Genomic DNA, 19,735 nt, shown 5'->3' with positions numbered 1-19,735 from the left:
TTAACAAAATTAATCATTTTATCATTAAATATTATTTAATGTCAATAATTTTATAATGACTTTAATTGATTTTTAATTCATTACCTGAGTTGGTTGATAATTATATGATTTTGTTAACATCTGTTATCTTCACCCACTTATCCCCCTTCTTTTTTTCATAAGATAAATAAATTGAATAAAAGGGAATGAAAATGGATATAAGTCAGTCAAAAAATCTCTTTGATTATATTGTTGTAGGGACTGGACCTGCCGGTGCAGTTATTTCTAAGACACTGACAGATGATAATAAAACTTCAGTTCTGGTATTAGAAGCAGGGGAAAATAATGACAAGGATAAGCCGATTAGAGATTCCAGATTTGCTCCTGAACTAGAAGAAAAATTTTTCCCGGAATATTTTTGGCAAGGAGAAGGCATCCCACAACCAGGTGTAGATGAAAGAACCTTTGAATGGACAACAGGTCGGCTTTCCGGAGGGGGATCTTCCATCAACGGAGAACAGTATGTTAGACCTACACCTGCTGTTTTAAAAGAATGGGAAAGGCTTTTAGGATCAATGTGGTCACCTGAACAAGCGATTCATAACTTTAAACAGTTAGAGAATTATCATGGCAAAACGAATAATCCGGAAATTCATGGCTTCAGTGGTCGCCTAAACATCAGACAAGCTCCTAACAATCCACCCAGTATGACGAAAAAATTGGTTTCAGCTATGGAACACGCAACAGGTTTTAATCAAATACTTGATTATAATGACCCCAGAACTCCCCTTGGTCCCTTTACGCGATGGCAATTATTTCAAAAACCGAATGGTGAGCGTGAAAGTTCTTCCACTGCCTTTTTGTCTTCAGACATTGTGACTCCCGATGGAATTGGGGTAAATGGCCGAAAATTAAGGGTTGTTTATAAATCAACTGCTCTTCGCATCTTATTTAAGGGAAAAATCGCGATTGGTCTTGAATTTCTTAAAGAAGGGAAAAAAGTAAAAGCATTTGCCCGAAAAAAAGTAATTATTTCAGCAGGCATAAACAGCGCCCATCTTTTAATGTTATCTGGAATCGGTTCTTCAAAAGACCTAAGCCGGGTCGGTATTCCAGTCGTTTTTGATAATCCAAATGTAGGCAAATATTTAACGAATCATACGTTAAATACTGCTACATTTACTGTTAATCAAAGGCATCTTCCTGAGCTTCAAAACGACCCATATTCTCTTTATTCAGGGGGGGCCTTTTTACCTCATCCTCTGACTGGGAATCTTGATCAACACCGTGCTGTTCAACTTGTTGGTATTGTTTCAGAGGAAAAATTAAATATTGCTATTTTATTTTTTCAACCTAAAAGTCGCGGATCAATCAAAATTCAAAGTAATGATCCCTTGAAAATTGTGCTTGCGAACGAAGGATTTCTTGATAATAGCTATGACCTGGAATCAATTAAAGAGATATATAAGACTTATATTAAAAATATTGCGGTAAAGCTTTCAAAAATTGATCCACGGTATCAGCTTATCAATCCAACAATGGAAACAATTGATAATGGGATCAACTTGAAAACTTTATTAAGGAGAATTTCGGTCATAATCACCATCAACAAAGTTCACTTCGAATGGCTCCTTTAAATAAGGGGGGCGTAGTGGATCGTTATGGAAGGGTATATGGAGTCAATAATTTAGTTGTTGCGGATGCACAAATCATACCCTTTACTGTTGATGGCAACACCTCCGCCTCTGCCTACCTAATCGGATATACCATTGCAAAACGTTTAATACAGGAAAATAGCGATGATACTCAAGCAAGTTTTTAGATATTACTTTTAAGATAATATAAAATTAGCGTTCTAAAATATAAGGGTTTTTTATCCTCGAAAATAAGATTAGTCCTGTCTAAACTCACAGAATTTAATAATATAAAAGTGCTTTCCAAACGGAAAGCACTCAGGCTGTCGAAAAACCCTCGGCAGCCTCTTATTTTATTCAATTACTTTAACAATCCACCGCGTTAACTTGCTATAATATTATTAGTATATCAGTTTCAACAGGCACATTAGCAGGGAGAATCAATAAATTTGGTATTTAGATTCTGACAAAATAAAAAATTGCAGAGAAAAATACCCTTTCTTGACAATCTAAGTGCTTTCCAAACGGAAAGCACTTTTATATTATTAATCCTTAGTTGGCATTAGAAAATAGCCCTTGGAAATTTCAGTGAACATTATTTTTAAAAGTTATTCATTCTCAATAGGAATTCTTTTCAAACTCAGATCCCTTTTGATAATATTTCGCCATGATTTCTTGAGGTACCATGCTGCCGCCAGTGCCCCAAACAATCTGCGTAGCATTTTTCATTTTTTTAGTTAAATCATGCCTCAATAAATAATCGGCCCCCTCTTTCAATAGTTTAATTGGACCAATCATACCGGCTAATGCGGAAGGTTCTAACAGAATCCCCTCTGTATCCACCAATGCTTTCAAGTGCTGATACAATTGTCCATCACCTACAGTGTAACTTCCGCTTAAAAATGGCTCAATCGTTTTCCCGACAAATCCCGATGGCCGGCCAACGGCAAGTCCATCTGCATCCGTTAGATTATCGATCCCTACATCCTGAACTGAAATTTGGTCATGAAATCCGGTCATTAATCCGAGCAGCATACATGGAGAATGAGTAGGTTCTGCAAAAAAACAGTGAACATGGTCCTTAAATATTAATTTTAAGCCAAAAGCAACTCCTCCTGGACCGCCCCCAACCCCGCATGGAAGATAAACAAATAACGGATGATTTTCATCTATGATAATACCAAGCTCTTCTAATTGTTTTTTCAACCGGTACGCTGCTACAGCGTACCCTAGAAAAAGATCGTGAGAATTTTCATCATCTACGAAATAACAGTTAGAATCTGCCGCGGCTTGTTTTCGACCCTCCTCCACGGCTTTACTGTAATCGGCCTCATATTCTATTACTTGGACATTTTTGCTCCGAAGCAGGTCTTTTTTCCATTGCTTTGCATCAGCCGACATATGAACGGTTACCTGAAAACCTAATTTTGAACTGATAATACCAATACTAAGCCCTAAATTTCCTGTTGACCCTACTGCGATGGAATAGTTTGAGAAAAAATCTTGAAACCGATCACTTGTGAAAATCGAATAGTCATCATGAAGGGATAACAATTGGTGTTGAATTGCTAACTTTTCTGCGTGTTTAAGTATTTCGTAGATTCCTCCCCTTGCCTTTATAGAACCTGAGATTGGAAGATGGCTATCACACTTTAATAATAAATCACCTAATATCGGTTGTTGTACTTGCTGTTCCAAATGTTTTTTCATCGAAGAAATTCTTACCAAGGGAGATTCGATAATCCCATTCGTGGTGTTTGTTTCAGGGAAAGCCTTGGCGATATATGGTCCAAACCGCTTTAATCTTTCCTCTGCATCCAGAACATCTTTTTCAGTAATGGTGGCTTTTTCTATTCCTCTTTCGAATTTATCCATATGAGGATTAAGCCAAAAAAGTTCTTCTAATGAAGCAAGCTTTTTAACTAACGGATATTTCTCTACCAACGCGTTTAAATTTTCAGGGTTAACCTTCCCCAATGTCCGCTCCACTCCTTGTTTTCTTTCATTCCTGAGTCCTTAAGAATCTAAAATTCCGACTTCATTTTATAATTTTACCATAAATGTTTTATATCCTTCCGTAAAATCCGTTATGTACTTGAAAACTATAAAAGCACCCGAAATTTCCTAAGTGAAATTTCGAGTGCTTTATCAAGTTATTTATAGGATGCAGATTCATTTGTAGTAATCGCTATTTTGGTCAGTACCAGCTGCAGCTTTGATCGTAATACCACCATTTATCATCATAGGAAACCTTTATACAATCTTCTTGATAATCCCATTCGACCTTTTTCACGTTTTCTAATGCATATTTCTTTTTATCTGCAGTATTCATTGATTGCATATGGAAGTTATGAGTTTCGATAAACATTTCATACTGTTCATCAGTAAGGTTGAAAATGTTTTCCTTTAGATCATCCTCTTTAATTTTTAATAAGTAATTGACTTTATCTATTTCAACACCTTCATTATCGAGCTGAGTTACAGCTGCAAAGCACACTTTATCCAAGGTTATACTATCAATTATTCTATATTTACACTCGATTGTTGCATAAAAATTGTGGTTCTTGTTGGTTACAATCCATAAATTAGGAAGCAATTCTGTTTTTTCTGTTTCTGGCTCTTCAGAAAGGTATGACTGGACGAATTCCAAATATTTTTGCTTAATCACTTCGCTCTCGTCTGCTTCACGTGATGGATTAGGTTGTTCTTTATCAATAATCCAGGTTTCTCCAATCTTTCTGCATTTGATCTTACCTTCTTCACAGAGATCCTTAATGAATCCCGGTGATAATTTCCATAGTTCAGATGCTTCATCTACTCCCATTATTTTATCAAGTTCCACTTGGTAACTCCCCTTATTACATTAGATCTTTTATATTTTTAATATGTTTAGTAAATGAAAAAGGGCTGGACCATTACCTACTTCTTCGCATTTATTTTAAAATATTCTTCAATACGGTATTGAATTGCGTTATTTTTGAAGAACTTCAATAAGTTTTCCAATTAAGGTTTCCAAACCAAAAATTAAACCATCATCGAAAATTATCTATAAATGCGATGGTGCTTGATATATGAATATAACCCTATCACGACAAAAATGATGATGGTCCCGTTAGCTACAATGTTTACAATATTAGCTTCAGGGAGACTTTTATTAATGGTGTAGATCCAGTTAGAAACCATTGGATCGTTTAATATACCAACGACAGCATGTTGAGCTATAAAGCCTCCCGCAATGATATTAATCCAGAAATAGTTTACCGCTAGCCTTACAATAAGGGGCAGAAAAAGAAGCGAGATTAAAAGACTGAAGAAAATTCCCAATGTTATGGCTTTAACATTTTGAGAAATTCCCGAAATGATAATCACACTGTCTAAACATATTAGAAAATCTGTTGCCGCAAGTATTAATAAAGCCTTTGCTTTTAATTTTGGAGAGTAATTTGAAGGTCTAAGATATTCCTCTCTTGTTGACCTTCTTACGAGTTTAAAGGCAATAAAAAATAAAATGATCCCCATCAATAAATGAAGCATTGGGACATTTGAAAGGCCATTAATTAAAACGATATAAACGGTTCTTGTAAAGGTTAGAACTATGACTGCAGGAAAAGTTAACTTCAGATAAGAATATTCCCGTAAAATGGTTCCTAAGATAAGCATGTTATCAATGTCACTCACAAGATTTATGAAGAACACTTTGAAAAAAACCAGCATTTTCATTTTCTCCTTTTTTTCCGCATCTCCTCCCTATTAGTATGCAAGACAAAAGTTAAAAATGAAACGAGCATAGGGAAGTTTTTCCAAAACTTATTTAATTTTGAAATTCAAATCAATAAAAACAAAAAGGCATAGGATTGACCTATACCTTATTAACCCGCCTAACCGAAAAACGTTCGAAATAGTAAATATATATTTAAACTTATAATAATAAACGCTACAATCCAAGCCAAAATTTTAAGCCATAAGGGATTAACGAACTCACCCATTTTCTTTTTATCGCTCGTAAATTTAATAAGCGGCACTACTGCAAATGAAAGCTGTAAAGATAGTATCACCTGACTTAATATGAGTAGTTGAGCCGTTCCATTTTCGCCATAAAGAGCCGTTACAATAACAGCAGGTACAATGGCAATTAGTCGTGTAATAAGTCTTCTTAGCCAAGCAGGAATACGGATATTTAAAAAGCCTTCCATCACTATTTGACCTGCCAATGTTCCTGTTAATGTTGAGTTTTGACCGGAAGCAAGTAAGGCAACGCCAAACAAGATGCTTCCTAGCGTAGTTCCTAGAAGTGGAGTAAGTAATTGATAAGCATCATTAATTTCTGCAACCCCTGTCATTCCTGCTTGATGGAATGTAGCAGACGAAACGATCAGGATTGCGGCATTGATAAATAGGGCAAAAAATAGGGCAATGGTTGAATCCCATGTTGCGTATTTAATCGCCTGACGTTTTCCCAAACTTGTTTGTTGATACTTTCTAGTTTGAACAATGGAAGAGTGAAGGTACAGGTTATGAGGCATGACCGTTGCACCTAAAATACCGATCGCAATATAAAGCATTGTTGGGTTACTAATAATCGTTGTACTCGGTACAAACCCTTTTAAAATCCCACCTACATCAGGCTTAGAAAGAAAGATTTCAGTTGCAAAACAACCTCCAATTGTAACAATTAGAACAATAACCAGCGTTTCAATATAACGAAAACCTTTATTTTGTAAAAGCAGTACCACTAGTACATCTAAAGCTGTAATGATAACACCATAAATCAAAGGGATTCCAAACAATAGATTTAAAGCAATTGCCGACCCGATTACTTCTGCTAAGTCACATGCAGCTATCGCTAATTCACATAAAATCCATAAACTCATTGCGACTGGTTTATTATAATGTTCACGGCAGGCTTGAGCTAAATCTCTTCCCGTAACAATTCCCAATTTACCGGCAAGTGCTTGAAGTAGGATGGCCATTAAATTAGACAATAAAATAACGGAAAGTAAAGTGTATCCAAATAACGAGCCACCTGCAATATCTGTTGCCCAATTACCCGGATCCATATAGCCAACGGCAACTAAGTAGCCCGGTCCGGCAAAAGCTAAGAATTTTTTTACCCACGAACCCGCCTTTGGAATACGAATACTTCTATAAACTTCTGGTAAGGAAGGCTGTGTTCGTTTATTTCTCCAACCCTCTTCAACTGCCATAGGCAGTTCTTTTACATTTTCGCTCATTTTAGTATCACCTCATTATTGGTACGTGCTAAATATTTTGTATTAAGGAAACTTTTTGAGTAAAAAAAATCTCTTACCCTCGTAATTTAATTATATGAAGGAGCATTGAATTGTTGCTTATTAAAATTGTATAATATAAAGTTTTTTAGTCAAGGGAAACTTTTATGGGAAATTAAGTTAAGGGGGATTTAAAGTTAGGTATTATCCCCCTTACTTTTTAAAAATAGGCTCTGTTAAACTTGCCTGTTGATTTCCGCTCCAGGCGCTCGCTTTCCGCGGGCGGTCGGAAGCCTCCTCAAGCATTAAGCCTGCGGGGTCTCCCTTGACCTGCTTTTCCCGCAGGAGTCTCGCGCCTTTCGCTCCAATCAACAGAGTGAGTTAAATCAACAATGAGCTTTAACAGCGCCAAAAAATAAAGTTTTATTTAATTTAAATAGGTCCATTCATGCATTTGAAATGGTTTCTCTATGTAGTAAACAATGTTCCATTTAATGCTTCAATATACCTTATTGCTGACTTCTGTACAGCCATTTTTGCATCTTTTTTTACGATGCGATGAAAAGCATTATACAAACGATCAAACCTCAATTCTTTTACGATATCTGCAATCTCTTGTACTTTTGATGCAGGCAGCGGGATAAGATTTGGATAACTATACATAAAGCTAACCCATTGAGTGTCGGCTACAACTTGGATAATATCACCTGTTAGCAAAATTCCTTTTTTCTCATTTACATCATTGCATTCTAAAACAGCCCCACCTTTAAAATGCCCTCCTAAACGATGAAGAACAACGTCCTTTTGTAATTCAAGGGATTCATTTGACCAAAAAACAATTTTATCACTTGGTCTCATAACCCACTCTTTATCATCTTCGTGGATATAAATTGGCACATTGAACACTTCAGCCCATTCAACTTGGCTGGAATAATAATGAGGGTGTGATAATGCAATGGCGTTAATTCCTCCCAATTCATTGATCTCTTTAATCGTCTTCTCGTCAATGTAAGTTAAACAGTCCCATAATAAATGAAAGCCTTCACTTTTGATAAGATAGGCAGTTTGACCAATTCCAAAGTCCGGAGTTGTTTTTATACTATATAAGCCTTTTTCTTCTAAATTAATGGTATTTTTGTACCCGCCTTTTTTCATTTTTTCTAATGTTGTCCAGGACTGCCCATTTGGATTTACATATTGTCTCTCTTCTGTGCAGATGGTACATTGTTCCGGTACTTCAATTGAACTTTCATACTGAACTCCACAAGTCTCACAAATATAATTAGTCAAAATTTCACAACTTCCTTTCCTAATCTAATAATATAAATGACTATAAAATTATTTTTAACTATACCATTGCTAACCATTTAATAAAGGAAAAAAGTGGGGCTTTTGGGACAAGTTTTTCGCAATGACATTAATCATTATGTATAACAAATATTCTACAAAAAACGTTTTAGTCCTTGGTAATATGCCTAGTCCTGTCTAAAATTTATGAATAAACTGTTTAGTGAGAAAATGGACAAGGAGATGATTTTAAGTGAGCAGAAGAGAATTTGATAACTTGGGAAATCAAAATTTCTTAAGAAGTTCAAATCGAAACAATCCAAATGTTGATGTAACCAATACATCAACCTGCCAACGACTAGCTGATATTATCGGTGGCATTGTTATCACAGCAACCCCTGTCTGCGTTGTTCAGCGCCTTCGAAATATTAAAGCAACTATTTTAGGTCGCCGTACCCGTTCCCCACTAGCCCTTCCATTTGCCCTTTCGTTTGAAAACAATATAAATGGAAAAACTCTTAATCTAGGTGAAACCGTTATCCTTCAAAGAGAAATTAATCCTTTCCTATCAGCATTACGAAGAAGGGGAATTACGGTTACAGCTGTCCATAACCATTGGCTTTTTGAAGAACCACGGTTAATGTATATGCATTGGGAGAATGTTGGGGATCCTTTTGAGTTTGCTAGGAACAGTATTGAAGCAGCAAGAGAAGTAGGCATTTTCTAAAGACAAGCCCTTTGTGATTTTTTTAGAATATCACAAAGGGCTTATTTTTATAATTATCATTTTGAATCTGAAAATTTAATGTAGACGTTTAATAAATCATTTTTAAGTTTATCACAAATAATTGTCTCATTTTTGTTTTTCTTAAATCGCTTTATTTCAAGAAATATTTTTCATTACTTGAAGTTATCTTTACAACTTACCCGTTCCGTTGCAAGTATTGCAAGGCTTGCTGTCAGCACCTATTATTGTGTTAAACCAAATCTCCCCTTCGCCGTTACATGCCGGACATTCTTCTTCTTGTTTTAATATTGGTTGAATCATCATAAATCGCCTCACTATATTTTGTTTTTACAGGCTAATTAATAATACCAATCTACCCTTTTTTTACATAATTCTATTCAACAGAAATCTGAATGAACTAATTTATTGACGGAAAGACTTACAGTTTAATCTTTAATTAATTTCCATGATACTTTAGAAAAATAATCTATTTACGTCCATCTTCGTTGTTGTCATACAACCACAATCTGCCCTAAGTAGCAAATTAAGTGGTTGTTAATTTAGCATAAATGATAAAAAACAGGGTTAATTCACCCATAATAACAATGTTTGAAACAACCATAATTAAATTAATAATAAAAAAGACTGATAAAATACCTAAAAATAATCCCAAATGATAGATTTTCAACCGATGGTGCTCATGTCTATATTGGTGGAAAACTAAAGTAGTTGCAAGGAAATAGAGCAAGACAGAACCAAAAACAAAATAACGAATAAATGAATAATGTACCTCATGTAAACACAACAGTTTAATCGATGCTGCGATCATACTCAAAGACATTAAAATAAACAGATGGCCGTAAATAATCGTTTGTCCGGCTGTTTGGATTAATTTGTCTACCTTCTTTTCCATATTATCGAAATACTGCCACCACATCGATATGATAAGGACAAATGAAATGATTGAAAATAATATTAGCTCCCAATCGCCTTTTTGTGGTTGTAATACAGAAAGAATGCTGACAACAGATTCTCCAAACAAGATTAATGTCAATAAGGCAAATCGTTCTAATAAATGAGCTGTATTTGTCGGAGCTTTTACCAAATACTTTCGCCCGAAAATTGGCACAAGAATATCGACAAAAATACCTGCATATAAAACTGCATATCTGATCCACGAATCAAAAAAGAGAGAGAAAGATGAGAGAATAACACCGATCCAAAAACGCGTACCCAAATAATGAGCTGTTTTTCTTCGATAACCTTCTTCTGAACGCCCGGCAACAAGATATTGGATCGCGGTCAGTATCCTTAATCCGATATAGCCAATAAAAAATGGGAGATAGTAACGATCAAAATCAACAGATAAGCTGGCAGTCATAATAAGAACAAAAAACATTTGCAGAATCGTAAATATACGTTGATACAATAAGTCTTGGCCAAATCGATTATAAAACATAGTTTGTCCAACCCATGCCCACCAAATAGGGATAAAAATTAAAACAAACTTCAACAAATATTCTAAAGGAATATACCCTTCTTCTACATGTAGTAAAATACGGGTCACAGTCGTAACAGCTGCCACAATTAGCAAATCATAAAAGAGCTCTAACCACGTTACTTTCTTTTCTTCCATCTATTCACTCCTTCCTACCTCCTAACAGAATATAGGATGATTTCCTAACAATCTAGGAATAATAGGTTCTCTAAGGCAGAATTAAATCTTTCTTTTCCAAGAACAAAAGGCGCAAGCGCCCAGTTAGCGGCGTATGGACTGGAGCGCTTCGACTGAGATAAAGGAAACACGGAGAGCGATAGCGATCCGATGTTGACTTATCGTAGGGAGAAGAGCGAAGTCCACTAGCCGCTGGGCGCTGGAGCTGGATTCAGTTAACTTTTTCAAGTTATCCATACCAAATTATTTTATAATTTCCTAACAATAAAAAAGTACCCGAAATTTCCTTAGTAAAATTTCGGGTGCTTTGCCTTGCTTTATATTAGTTATACCTCTGAAGTAAAAAGTTATCAATCTTTACTATTCGTGAATTCCATTTAGTCTTTCAGATTATTTTTACCCCCTTCTATCGCTCGATATCTTACTATAGAGACATGGACTTCCAGCCTCTTGTCTCGCCTAGCTAAGCAAAGCCCCTTTTAACCAGGCTCGGGGACGGTATGGACCGACCGGGACTTGGATCAAGCTGGTTTTTTCTTTTGAATCGAACCTGTAAAGTTCATCACATTGATTCGCATCGAATCCAAGCAGTGGATGCCCCCCCATCCCTAAGGCACACGTCACCAAGAGCAGTCGTTGAACGAGAATGCCTGCTTCCATCTGTTGAATGCGATATCCTCTGTAACCCAATTTCTCTTTGAGGTGATCTCTGTCGCCAATGACATGCAGGCAGAGAGGAACTTGCAACAGATTCACATTGTTCATTGTTAATCCATATTGTAAAAACTGCCGGTAATCCCCCTGGGTTATTCTCCGCAGTGCATGAGCACTTCTGTCATAAGAATAAGCACCATTTGGAACCCCCTCCACGTTATAAAAACTGCCGTACAAAGAAACACGGGGCTCAACATTCCCATATGTGTCCTCAAGGTCATTCTGATACGGGAAGGAAAATGTCTCTTTTAACAATGTGGATATATGTTTATGACTTACTTTTCCTATCATAAAATCGAAATCAGGTGAATACCGCTTTCTGCAAACGGCTGCAAGATCATACGTTAAGCATTCTGTATATGGGAGCATAATCGTTTCCATGCCTAAGGGCCCATCCACACTATTATCTCTCTTTAACTTCACAAATGACTGAGTTGTTTCAAACATCGATGCTTCATTAAGTGTTCTTAGCAGCGGATAATCAATGACTCTCTTTGATCGGTTATAATAAACATGCTTCAACAATGGTACTTCCCGGCACAATTCAGTCGCAGAAACAATTTCTTCTTGATTATGATCATTGTCAACACAATAGATCGATTGATTAATTGATAAGGGGATAACCGCATATACACTTTCATCTTGTTCAGATAGGCCAAGCAAATGATTAATCGAGCGATCAAGAAATTGGAAGCAAATCCTTGAGGAAAACCCCATACGGTTCGCTAATTCCACTGATTGCCCAATTAATACACCTGTATCAAGTCCTTGAAGACGGTAGGAAAAATTATTGTATTTATAGAAATTTTTCCAAAACATTGTTGAGACAAAAACGGCAGCAAAACAGTCTGAAATATCACAACCATTTCCAAGACTTCTAGATAAGTAGGAGTCGTAATTTCCTTCTCGCAGCAATATAAGGCGGTGATGTGCCACATCGTAATGGTAAATTCCCTCTGATAAGTCCTCCAGTTTTAAATACACGTATAATTCATTAGGATACAAAGCCCCGCCGGAAGGAACAAATCGCCGTAAAGACTGCGCAAAGCTCACTGTTTTTTCCGTGGTCCCTACGGGATAAGCGGATTGAGAGTATTGAGTAAGGCCATATACATACCATAGGAAATGACCTAGTTCTTCCAGGGTGGGTTTACCTTGAGCTTCCCGTCCTTTGAATGTTAACGGTACATCTGCAGGAAGCGAAATCTCCGGCAGGTCACGATACAGTTTATAGGCAAGTGGTGCATCTTCCCAATCCACTTGCCAATCAGGCGGAAAGATTTTATCCGTGTCAAAATGCAGATTGTGTAGAAATGTTTCTAACTTCAACCTTCTGCCTCCTACTATTCAATTATGGAAACGGATGGGGATGCGGATTAAGCTGCTCAAACAATATTGGCTGCTTCCTAAATCCAAGTTTCATCGGTACCGTGAGTACCCTCTCCAGCCCCCTCACACGGGTAAGGTGATGCCCAAATGTCATCGGCAGCATTCCCGGAATCAATACCTTTACACAAAATAATCCGTTCCGTTTTGTTATAGGTGTTGACTGATCCACGACAATAACCTCGAGGTTTAACCTACGAAACTTCTGAAGAATTTCCTGGAGATCATCCTTCAAGTCTTTCGTATTCGGCGGCTGTTTGAATTCCTTATCAAACGACTGTAACGGACGATGATCATCAAGTAAAAATTTCAGGCGTTCCTCCGCTTCGGGCAGACCGTACAGCATGCCATGGTCCTCCATGGTCTGTACTGCGAAAGGATCGTGTAACATCCTTTCGTATTTCTGTCGGTTTTTCTCCAATTTTTCTTCATGCCTATACATCATTCCTGCAAGCTCGTAAATCGAACTTTTTACTGCCCTAACAGGATCGGGATTTGCTCCTGCTGCACAAATGAGGTTTACTCTATTGGATCTTGTGTTTTTGGCTACGGCCCATATGCTTGGAATCTCATGTTCCATCGTCGAATTGTAAAAATAGAGGTCATATCCCGCTACCTCACGGATACGGTCGACCATTAGCTGCAATTCTTTATCGTTAGCAGAATGAATGTCAAGACGCGGAAGGGGGAGCCTGGCATACCAGGTTAACAAGAATGAATCTCGCTCGACGACCTCCATGATGGCATGGAATATAGCCTCCTCTAACCTTCCCCCTAATGCACATCCGTTGGAGGTTTCATAAACAAAGCCCTCTTCGTAGCCCAAACTGTAATAGGCGAGTAACTCCGGAACCAGAATTGGACGTTCTTGTAAAAACGAATAGCCCCAGACCCAATTCATTGGGTCATCAGGATGAAAGGGCTTAAATGGAAAATTAGGCTTTGCATATTGTTCCTTTTCATGAAAACCTACACTGGCAGGATGAAGTGCCATATTCTTCAAATTGCGATAACTATCACGAACCACCCGCCTTTTGCCCCGTGGCTCGATCCCGCAGTATCGCTCCAAACCTTCCAAAATGGCCGTTAGCTCGCTCATTTCATACGAATTAGACCTTCCTGCCACTCCCTCGTCTGCTCCAAACAGCGGCATGTTTATTAAAACATCAGCAAACGGCAGCGTAAAATCCTGCAATTTCCCGTTCATGACCCCTGTACGATAATCCAAATAATCTTTGACCAGCACTGTTTTTAATTCATCCATCGAACGGCAGCGATAACCGGAACCATTTATTTTAGGACTAGATTCTAACTTAATTTGAGCTGATTCCGAAGTGTCATCTGGTAATGGACTGCATGCCCAACACAAAGGATCAGGCAAGAAAAAGTGACTGGAGTTCGTAAAGGTTCTCAGATTCGTTATGAACACTCTTTCTTCTAAGTAGGCCCGTTCTCCTTGAAGGACCTTCTGCACTTCGTTACTTATCAACAATGCCATCTGCAATAGTCCTGTTCGTGTTGCCCATGCATCGCGCTGTATCCCTGCACTTTCTGCCATTCTCAACTGAAGTTCCCACATCTCTTGACGATCGGGGCCTGCGATCATTCGCCGTATGTCAGCACAACGAGAACATCCAGGTGTATCGGGGCGTACAAATGGACCAATGAATCCCTCCCCAAACGAAACGAAACCTCGTAGCCACGGGATACCTGCGGCCCTGAACCTTTCTTCCGCTTTTTGATGCACCGATGGATGCCAGGCATCGTGCAGTACCAGAGCTAATTCAGTTTCTTCGGGAACCTCTTCTAAAATGCTTTGACGCTTTACGAGATAGTTGCCGGACAATTGATCATAAACATAATCCGCTAATAAACCCTCTCCGTCAATTAGAATATGGGCAGCCATTACGATTCCCCCTCACGTAACTGCACACCAACCACCCCTGCCAGTTCCTGTTTTAAAAAAGGTTCGAACGCAAGATCGTAGACTGCTAGTCGTCTTTTGTTTTGATTCAAGACCTGGATGGAAGATTGTAAAAGCTCCAATTGTGTCATATCGTTACAAGAGGGGATTTCGAGTTGGGATTCCTTTTTTTCAAGAAAAACCGCTGACTCCATCTCTTGCCTCATTATGGATTTCACCTGGCTCTGAGTATCCACAATTGCTTGTTGCAATACTCTCCGTAAGGCTAAGGTTGTATTTAAACCTGTGCTAGTGTACCGACGGCCATGCGACCTTACCCATATCACGGGAAAGCCAAGAATTTCATTTTCAAAACCGATTGCCGGTGCACCATTTAAGGTAGTCAGAGCATTTAAATAATATCTGCAGCGTTGATCTTCTATCTTTCCCGGTTGTACACGAAAAATAGTATTTAGGTGATCGATCTTTCTGTTTCTCAATTCCTCCTCTAAAATGGCTTGTAAGCCCCGACAAACAGCTTCTTCGATTGTTTCCCCTGCACCGATTCCGATAAATCCTCCCGGTATGTTCACACCGGCTTTGCTTTTCTGATCTCTGAGTCCCCTGATCATTTGTGAAACATACATTTCAATACCAGTCAGTCCGGCTTCCCTTTTTGCCTCCTCATGTGTAAAACCCGAACAGACAATCTCCTGCAGAAGATCTGCCGGTCCCTCTGACACTGGATTTACTGCTTGAACATAGCATTGCGAAAGAGGAAGCTGTTTCAAGTTTCGTTCCTCCCAGGTATGGAAAATCCCTGTTATATCTGAAGTTAATAGACTAAAATATTCCAAGAGATTATCCGAAGGTTCCTTTTTACTCCTTTCTTGCTTAAGAATTACATCAAGGTCCTCCACCAGTTTAGGTGAAACACTTTTATCCGTAACCAATGGATGTGTTATAAAGGAAATCCAGTCACCTTCAAGTGTTTCAAGATCAAGTAGGTAAATTTGATTACTCTGATTTGAACCTGCAATTCCTGCAGCCCTCTTGAAAAATTCGAATACCGTGACATTCGCCAGGATTGATCCCGCTGTTGAAGAGAAAGTTTGCAGCGGACGATCTGCTTGCAACGCGGATTGATGGATACGGCGCCAAGCAGAGTCCCAGCATCCATCTGATTCCGGATGAACTAATGGACCTGCAAGCCCCACTTGGTCTAAACATATGGCGGGAAGAAATACCTTTCTATCCTCTTTACAAACCAGATTTAAATCCCTAAGTTCTTTTACATTTCCATCCTGGGAGACATAAAGTATCCAATCATAGGGCTGTAAAGCTTCCTTCCAAAAACTTCTGCCCTTCTCTCTTACAAATGGAACCTCCTTTACCTCCACCTCGGAGTCAGCCTTGTTGGCATTCTTCACCAGATCATTAATCCGGAGGCGATTTGTAGGAAGTGAATCTGTGATCATGAAATGGAATTTGGGAAGCCCTGATTCGATTAATGCAGAAGCCAAGGAAACCATGAAGGTGCCGGATCCGACAGCAAGAACTTTAGACTGACGGTATTCTTGAAAGCGGTATGCACCGGAATCCGTAAAATTCTCGATAAATTCAACTTGCGAAGCATACTTTTCAAGAACGATTGCTTTTAATTGGTGCGGATTATCTTGACTTGTATCGCGAACAAAGCCATTCTTGTACAACAATTCTCCAATCTCATATACCCTGTTCCGATAAGGGGCCGTTAATCCCTTTGTCAAATCTCCCAATGTTTGCTCCCCATTGAACATCGGCATCAGTTTTTCAATCCACTGATAGATTGTACCGCCTTCCAAACGGAATGAGCTTACGTTATTTCTAAAATACACACCACCTTGAGGATCAGGCAGATAAAATGTATCCCTTTTCACCTTGAGACGTGAGGTTGAGTTCAGTTTTGTCATTCAGCTCCTCCTTATTTCGAATCGTTCCTAATTATGCACTATCAGTTTATGTACTTTTATTTGTCCAATATGATTAAACAAAAAAGAAGTGCCCCAGCGGAAGGTGATGCACGGGCACTTCTTTTTTATAAAATGACCATATTTTTTGCGATTACCAACCGCCCCAACAGTTTGAACAGCTGAAACAGCTGAAACAACTGAAGCAGCTAAAACAACGGAAACCTCCACAATGAAAGCCCCCGCAGCGATGAAAGCCACCACAACGCATACCGCCGCACATCATACCGCCGCAACGCATACCGCCGCACATCATACCGCCACCGCAACGCATACCGCCAAACTGGCGCGGATCTTGGCTTTGAGGATCCATTGGAATAAACTCACCAACTTGGAAATTACCCATTCCCAGTGTTTGGATATCATTTTGAAAATTCTGCATTTTTTCCTCCCCTTTGTATTTAATCATCAGGTTAAACTGACACCTGAAAAGAGAGTGGAATGAAGGTGATTTTTCAGTTCTTTGTCATTGAAATCAACAGATATGACGTGTACTCTCTTCAACAAATTATGATTCCTTTTAGGTGGTTGTTACTGATTCGAGTGCCTATTTAACGTTGAGGTATATTAGAATGTTGTTTACTACTTATTTATCTTCTCTACATCGACACTCTTAAAAGAGAGGAATTTAATAGATACATATAAAATTAGCATCTATTCATTTTCTTTGGATTTAAACTTTTTACTAAATCGATCCAATAGAGGGGTGAGTTCTTTAAATAGTGGTTTTAATTGTTTCGATGAAGTAACAAGCATATCGATAGTTTCCATAAGCAATTCAAAATCTACATTATTAAGAAGGTTTTCTATCTGATTTTGAGTGATTTGAGTGCTGGTCGCAGGTTCTTTTCTCCTAAAGCCCAGAAACCAATCATCGGTCCGATTCGATCTGTTATCGAAGGATGATTGTTCTTTTTGATCGGGCAATTTTTGTGAATTATTTACGCCTTCTTTGTAGGTTTCTCTGTGCTTATTGTTTCCAAACATAAATCTTGAGAACCGGTCAGTTTCTCCATTCGGTTTCTGTTCGTTAATATTCTCCACCAATGACTTCTTCCTACTTTCTTTCTTTTTCTTTTAGATAAATTATGATTGGTTTTGTGCCGGGGTTTGGACACATGTACAAAAAATGGAAAAGAAAAAAGCCCTTGTTAGGGCTTTCATGAAATTTCTGATTTTAAAAAACATAATAATGAGGAAAAAAGCACAAAACAATAGATAAAAACGTGGTTTAATCTATGTACGAAAAAAACAATTGATGCGAAAAAAACCTTTAATAAACACTTTCTAATAGACTTCTATCAAAATAATCAGAATAATAAAAATATACTCTATTTTCTGGGAAAGCGCAAAATGCAACTAATTCTGACATTGTATTACAAAATTTTTACATTATCTTTTACCCTTGGAGAGTCTTTTTTTATCTGATTATTTTACTATACCTATGCATTCTTGAGTTTATCCAATCTTTTTAACAATGCAATAAATCCTCTTATCGTAAATAAAGTAAAACTTACACTTCCAAAAGTATGGAATGGCGACCATTTTTTCCATCTGAATAATCTGGAATTTTTTTCAAAATACCATTGACCGACACTCATGGGGATACTCCATGTCAAACTTTTCAACAGAATTTTTCCTAAATTATCATTATAGGTTTGTTTAACCCAGAGGACACTTAATAGCGGAAAAAACAACATGTCATAAATAATGTTTGTTTTGAAAATTTTAGGAAAAGGACGGGCAGGATATTCGACTCTTTTGGAACCAACAACATAAGCGTCTACTAGTGTTGCCAAAACACCTTTTGAGAAGAAAATAACTAGATTTTCTCTCATTTTTGATCCCTTAAATAAAAAGGGCAAGGAAGCAAGGCACAAAACAAAAAGGCCGTTTAACATTTTTTTCTCCATATAAAAAACATCCTTCCCAAAGGATTTATTTTTGATAATAATACAATTGCCTAATTTAATTAACATTATCCTCTTATATTTATAAAATAATTTATGTTCAATATTATTCAATGACAGGAGGAATATAGGTGAAAATAGCCAATCAAACATTTTCGATCAGCACTATAATTTTTTTTTGCTTTCACTATTTGTTTTCATTCACAAAAAAGGACAATACCCTACAAAGTAGGAGATTCTCCTCAGATTGTCGAGAAAGGGTATTTTTCTCTGCAATTTTTTATTTTGTCAGAATCTAAATACCAAATTTATTGATTCTCCCTGCTAATGTGCCTGTTGATTTCCGCTCCGGGCACTCGCTTTCCGCGGGGAGGTCCTGGAGCCTCCTCGGCGCTTTTGGCGCCTGCGGGGTCTCCAGTGACCTCTCTATCCCTCAGGAGTCGAGTGCCCTCCGCTCCAATCAACAGGAAGGCAAATCAACCTAAAGTATTGCAACACACTTTTTCTAACCTTGCTTAGTGTATTGCAATCTTTTTTCTTTTAATGGCTTTTTTCCGTGTTTAATTCTATCCTCTTCTATTGCCTTGTTTAAGTCTTCAAAATATTCTCGAGTATCCGCTTCCACTTCTTGTTTTGTATACTTATTTTTATTTGCATTTGCCTTTAAATGAGTTAAATCCGTAAATAAAACACGACCGACCACCATCTTGTGATTCATTGCAAGAAGAACAATCTCATCAAAAATCTCCTGAAAAATATTTGTATCCTTAAAACGGTGTTGACGATTCCGGCTAATCGTAGAGTGATGAGGTACTGGATCCTTGAATTTTAGACCTAAAACCAGCGGTAGCAACGTTTGTTCTAATTTCCCTTTCTAGTTGACGTTCAGAACGAATGCCGTAAATATAACCAATAAACATCATTTTAAAAAGAATAAGAGGATCGTAGGGCGCCCATTATCATCGCTGTAATAAGGACGGACCTTTTCAAGAAGAAACGAAAAATTAATATATTTATCAATCAAACGAAGAAGATGGCCATCAGGTACCAATTCATCAATAGAAACAAATTCATATTCACTTTGGCTAGACTCTTTTGGCTTAAACATTGAATTCTCCACTTATTTTTTTATTTATTAGTTGAACTGAAGGTCTTTATTGAAAACACTCGTTGATTGGCGCGGAAGGCACGAAGACTCCTGCGGGAGTACGGGGCAGGGGAGACCCCGCAGGAGCGAAGCGACGAGGAGGCTTCCCTGCACGCCCGCGGAAAGCGAAGTGCCT

The 19,735-nt window shown here is 37.9% G+C and carries 15 protein-coding genes and 2 pseudogenes; 2 read left to right on the top strand and 15 right to left on the bottom strand.

The features are described from left to right. The first annotated feature begins 191 nt into the window (after window positions 1-191). Window positions 192-1,801, top strand: a pseudogene (locus tag AC3ANV_RS12725) (GMC family oxidoreductase). A gap of 430 nt (window positions 1,802-2,231) precedes the next feature. On the opposite strand, the gene dsdA reads toward AC3ANV_RS12725, so the two are convergent. From dsdA to AC3ANV_RS12700, 5 genes are all read right to left on the bottom strand, one after another. After that, on the bottom strand, window positions 2,232-3,590 hold the full coding sequence (gene dsdA / locus AC3ANV_RS12720) for a D-serine ammonia-lyase (protein ID WP_488313940.1): 1,359 nt from the start codon (window positions 3,588-3,590) through the stop codon (window positions 2,232-2,234). Between the two features lie 220 nt (window positions 3,591-3,810). Then, window positions 3,811-4,455 (bottom strand): helix-turn-helix domain-containing protein, encoded by a 645-nt coding sequence (locus AC3ANV_RS12715; protein ID WP_488313939.1) that lies wholly within the window; start codon window positions 4,453-4,455, stop codon window positions 3,811-3,813. A gap of 200 nt (window positions 4,456-4,655) precedes the next feature. Continuing rightward, on the bottom strand, window positions 4,656-5,327 hold the full coding sequence (locus tag AC3ANV_RS12710) for a TerC family protein (protein ID WP_488313938.1): 672 nt from the start codon (window positions 5,325-5,327) through the stop codon (window positions 4,656-4,658). A gap of 164 nt (window positions 5,328-5,491) precedes the next feature. After that, window positions 5,492-6,844, bottom strand: a complete 1,353-nt coding sequence (locus tag AC3ANV_RS12705) for an Nramp family divalent metal transporter (protein WP_488313937.1) — start codon at window positions 6,842-6,844, stop codon at window positions 5,492-5,494. Window positions 6,845-7,309: 465 nt separating this feature from the next. Then, window positions 7,310-8,131 (bottom strand): MBL fold metallo-hydrolase, encoded by an 822-nt coding sequence (locus tag AC3ANV_RS12700; protein WP_488313936.1) that lies wholly within the window; start codon window positions 8,129-8,131, stop codon window positions 7,310-7,312. 250 nt (window positions 8,132-8,381) lie between these two features. Here AC3ANV_RS12700 and AC3ANV_RS12695 point away from each other — a divergent pair, with 250 nt between their 5' ends. Then, window positions 8,382-8,855, top strand: a complete 474-nt coding sequence (locus AC3ANV_RS12695; RefSeq protein WP_488313935.1) for a DUF1259 domain-containing protein — start codon at window positions 8,382-8,384, stop codon at window positions 8,853-8,855. Window positions 8,856-9,044: 189 nt separating this feature from the next. Here AC3ANV_RS12695 and AC3ANV_RS12690 read toward each other — a convergent pair whose 3' ends face one another. The 10 genes and pseudogenes from AC3ANV_RS12690 to AC3ANV_RS12645 all read right to left on the bottom strand — a co-directional run. Then, a complete protein-coding gene (locus AC3ANV_RS12690; RefSeq protein ID WP_488313934.1) occupies window positions 9,045-9,179 on the bottom strand; it encodes a hypothetical protein in 135 nt (44 codons plus the stop codon). Between the two features lie 220 nt (window positions 9,180-9,399). Beyond that, window positions 9,400-10,491 carry a low temperature requirement protein A gene (locus AC3ANV_RS12685; RefSeq protein WP_488313933.1) on the bottom strand — a complete coding sequence of 364 codons (1,092 nt, stop codon included), beginning with the start codon at window positions 10,489-10,491 and terminating at the stop codon, window positions 9,400-9,402. A gap of 498 nt (window positions 10,492-10,989) precedes the next feature. Next, window positions 10,990-12,573, bottom strand: coding sequence for a SagB family peptide dehydrogenase (locus AC3ANV_RS12680; protein ID WP_488313932.1), 1,584 nt, complete (start codon window positions 12,571-12,573; stop codon window positions 10,990-10,992). Window positions 12,574-12,595: 22 nt separating this feature from the next. Then, complete coding sequence (locus AC3ANV_RS12675; RefSeq protein WP_488313931.1) at window positions 12,596-14,536, bottom strand: TOMM precursor leader peptide-binding protein; 1,941 nt, start codon at window positions 14,534-14,536, stop codon at window positions 12,596-12,598. Continuing rightward, the gene (locus tag AC3ANV_RS12670) at window positions 14,536-16,485 is read right to left on the bottom strand and encodes a putative thiazole-containing bacteriocin maturation protein (RefSeq protein WP_488313930.1); all 1,950 of its coding nucleotides are present in this window, start codon (window positions 16,483-16,485) and stop codon (window positions 14,536-14,538) included. The genes AC3ANV_RS12675 and AC3ANV_RS12670 overlap by 1 nt, the downstream gene beginning before the upstream one ends. A 27-nt stretch (window positions 16,486-16,512) precedes the next feature. Then, window positions 16,513-16,713, bottom strand: a complete 201-nt coding sequence (locus tag AC3ANV_RS12665) for a hypothetical protein (RefSeq protein WP_488314363.1) — start codon at window positions 16,711-16,713, stop codon at window positions 16,513-16,515. After that, window positions 16,637-16,888, bottom strand: a complete 252-nt coding sequence (locus AC3ANV_RS12660) for a heterocycloanthracin/sonorensin family bacteriocin (protein WP_488314202.1) — start codon at window positions 16,886-16,888, stop codon at window positions 16,637-16,639. Before AC3ANV_RS12660 ends, AC3ANV_RS12665 begins: the two co-directional genes overlap by 77 nt. Window positions 16,889-17,196: 308 nt before the next feature. Then, on the bottom strand, window positions 17,197-17,586 hold the full coding sequence (locus tag AC3ANV_RS12655) for a hypothetical protein (protein WP_488313929.1): 390 nt from the start codon (window positions 17,584-17,586) through the stop codon (window positions 17,197-17,199). A gap of 398 nt (window positions 17,587-17,984) precedes the next feature. Then, a complete protein-coding gene (locus AC3ANV_RS12650) occupies window positions 17,985-18,455 on the bottom strand; it encodes a CBO0543 family protein (protein ID WP_488313928.1) in 471 nt (156 codons plus the stop codon). Window positions 18,456-18,984: 529 nt separating this feature from the next. Beyond that, window positions 18,985-19,560, bottom strand: a pseudogene (locus AC3ANV_RS12645) (transposase); the annotation flags it as partial. Window positions 19,561-19,735: the final 175 nt, after the last annotated feature.

The sequence above is a fragment of the Neobacillus sp. DFD-2R genome, assembly GCF_057747865.1.
This window is presented reverse-complemented; position numbering and strand designations above follow the sequence as displayed.

Bases quoted from the DNA above. Each gene is read 5' to 3' on its own strand.
- AC3ANV_RS12710 (WP_488313938.1), bottom strand. From the start codon at position 5,327: ATGCTGGTTTTTTTCAAAGTGTTCTTCATAAATCTTGTGAGTGACATT.
- AC3ANV_RS12705 (WP_488313937.1), bottom strand. From the start codon at position 6,844: ATGAGCGAAAATGTAAAAGAACTGCCTATGGCAGTTGAAGAGGGTTGG.
- AC3ANV_RS12650 (WP_488313928.1), bottom strand. From the start codon at position 18,455: ATGGAGAAAAAAATGTTAAACGGCCTTTTTGTTTTGTGCCTTGCTTCC.
- AC3ANV_RS12670 (WP_488313930.1), bottom strand. From the start codon at position 16,485: ATGACAAAACTGAACTCAACCTCACGTCTCAAGGTGAAAAGGGATACA.
- AC3ANV_RS12660 (WP_488314202.1), bottom strand. From the start codon at position 16,888: ATGGGTAATTTCCAAGTTGGTGAGTTTATTCCAATGGATCCTCAAAGC.
- AC3ANV_RS12685 (WP_488313933.1), bottom strand. From the start codon at position 10,491: ATGGAAGAAAAGAAAGTAACGTGGTTAGAGCTCTTTTATGATTTGCTA.
- AC3ANV_RS12675 (WP_488313931.1), bottom strand. From the start codon at position 14,536: ATGGCTGCCCATATTCTAATTGACGGAGAGGGTTTATTAGCGGATTAT.
- AC3ANV_RS12690 (WP_488313934.1), bottom strand. From the start codon at position 9,179: ATGATGATTCAACCAATATTAAAACAAGAAGAAGAATGTCCGGCATGT.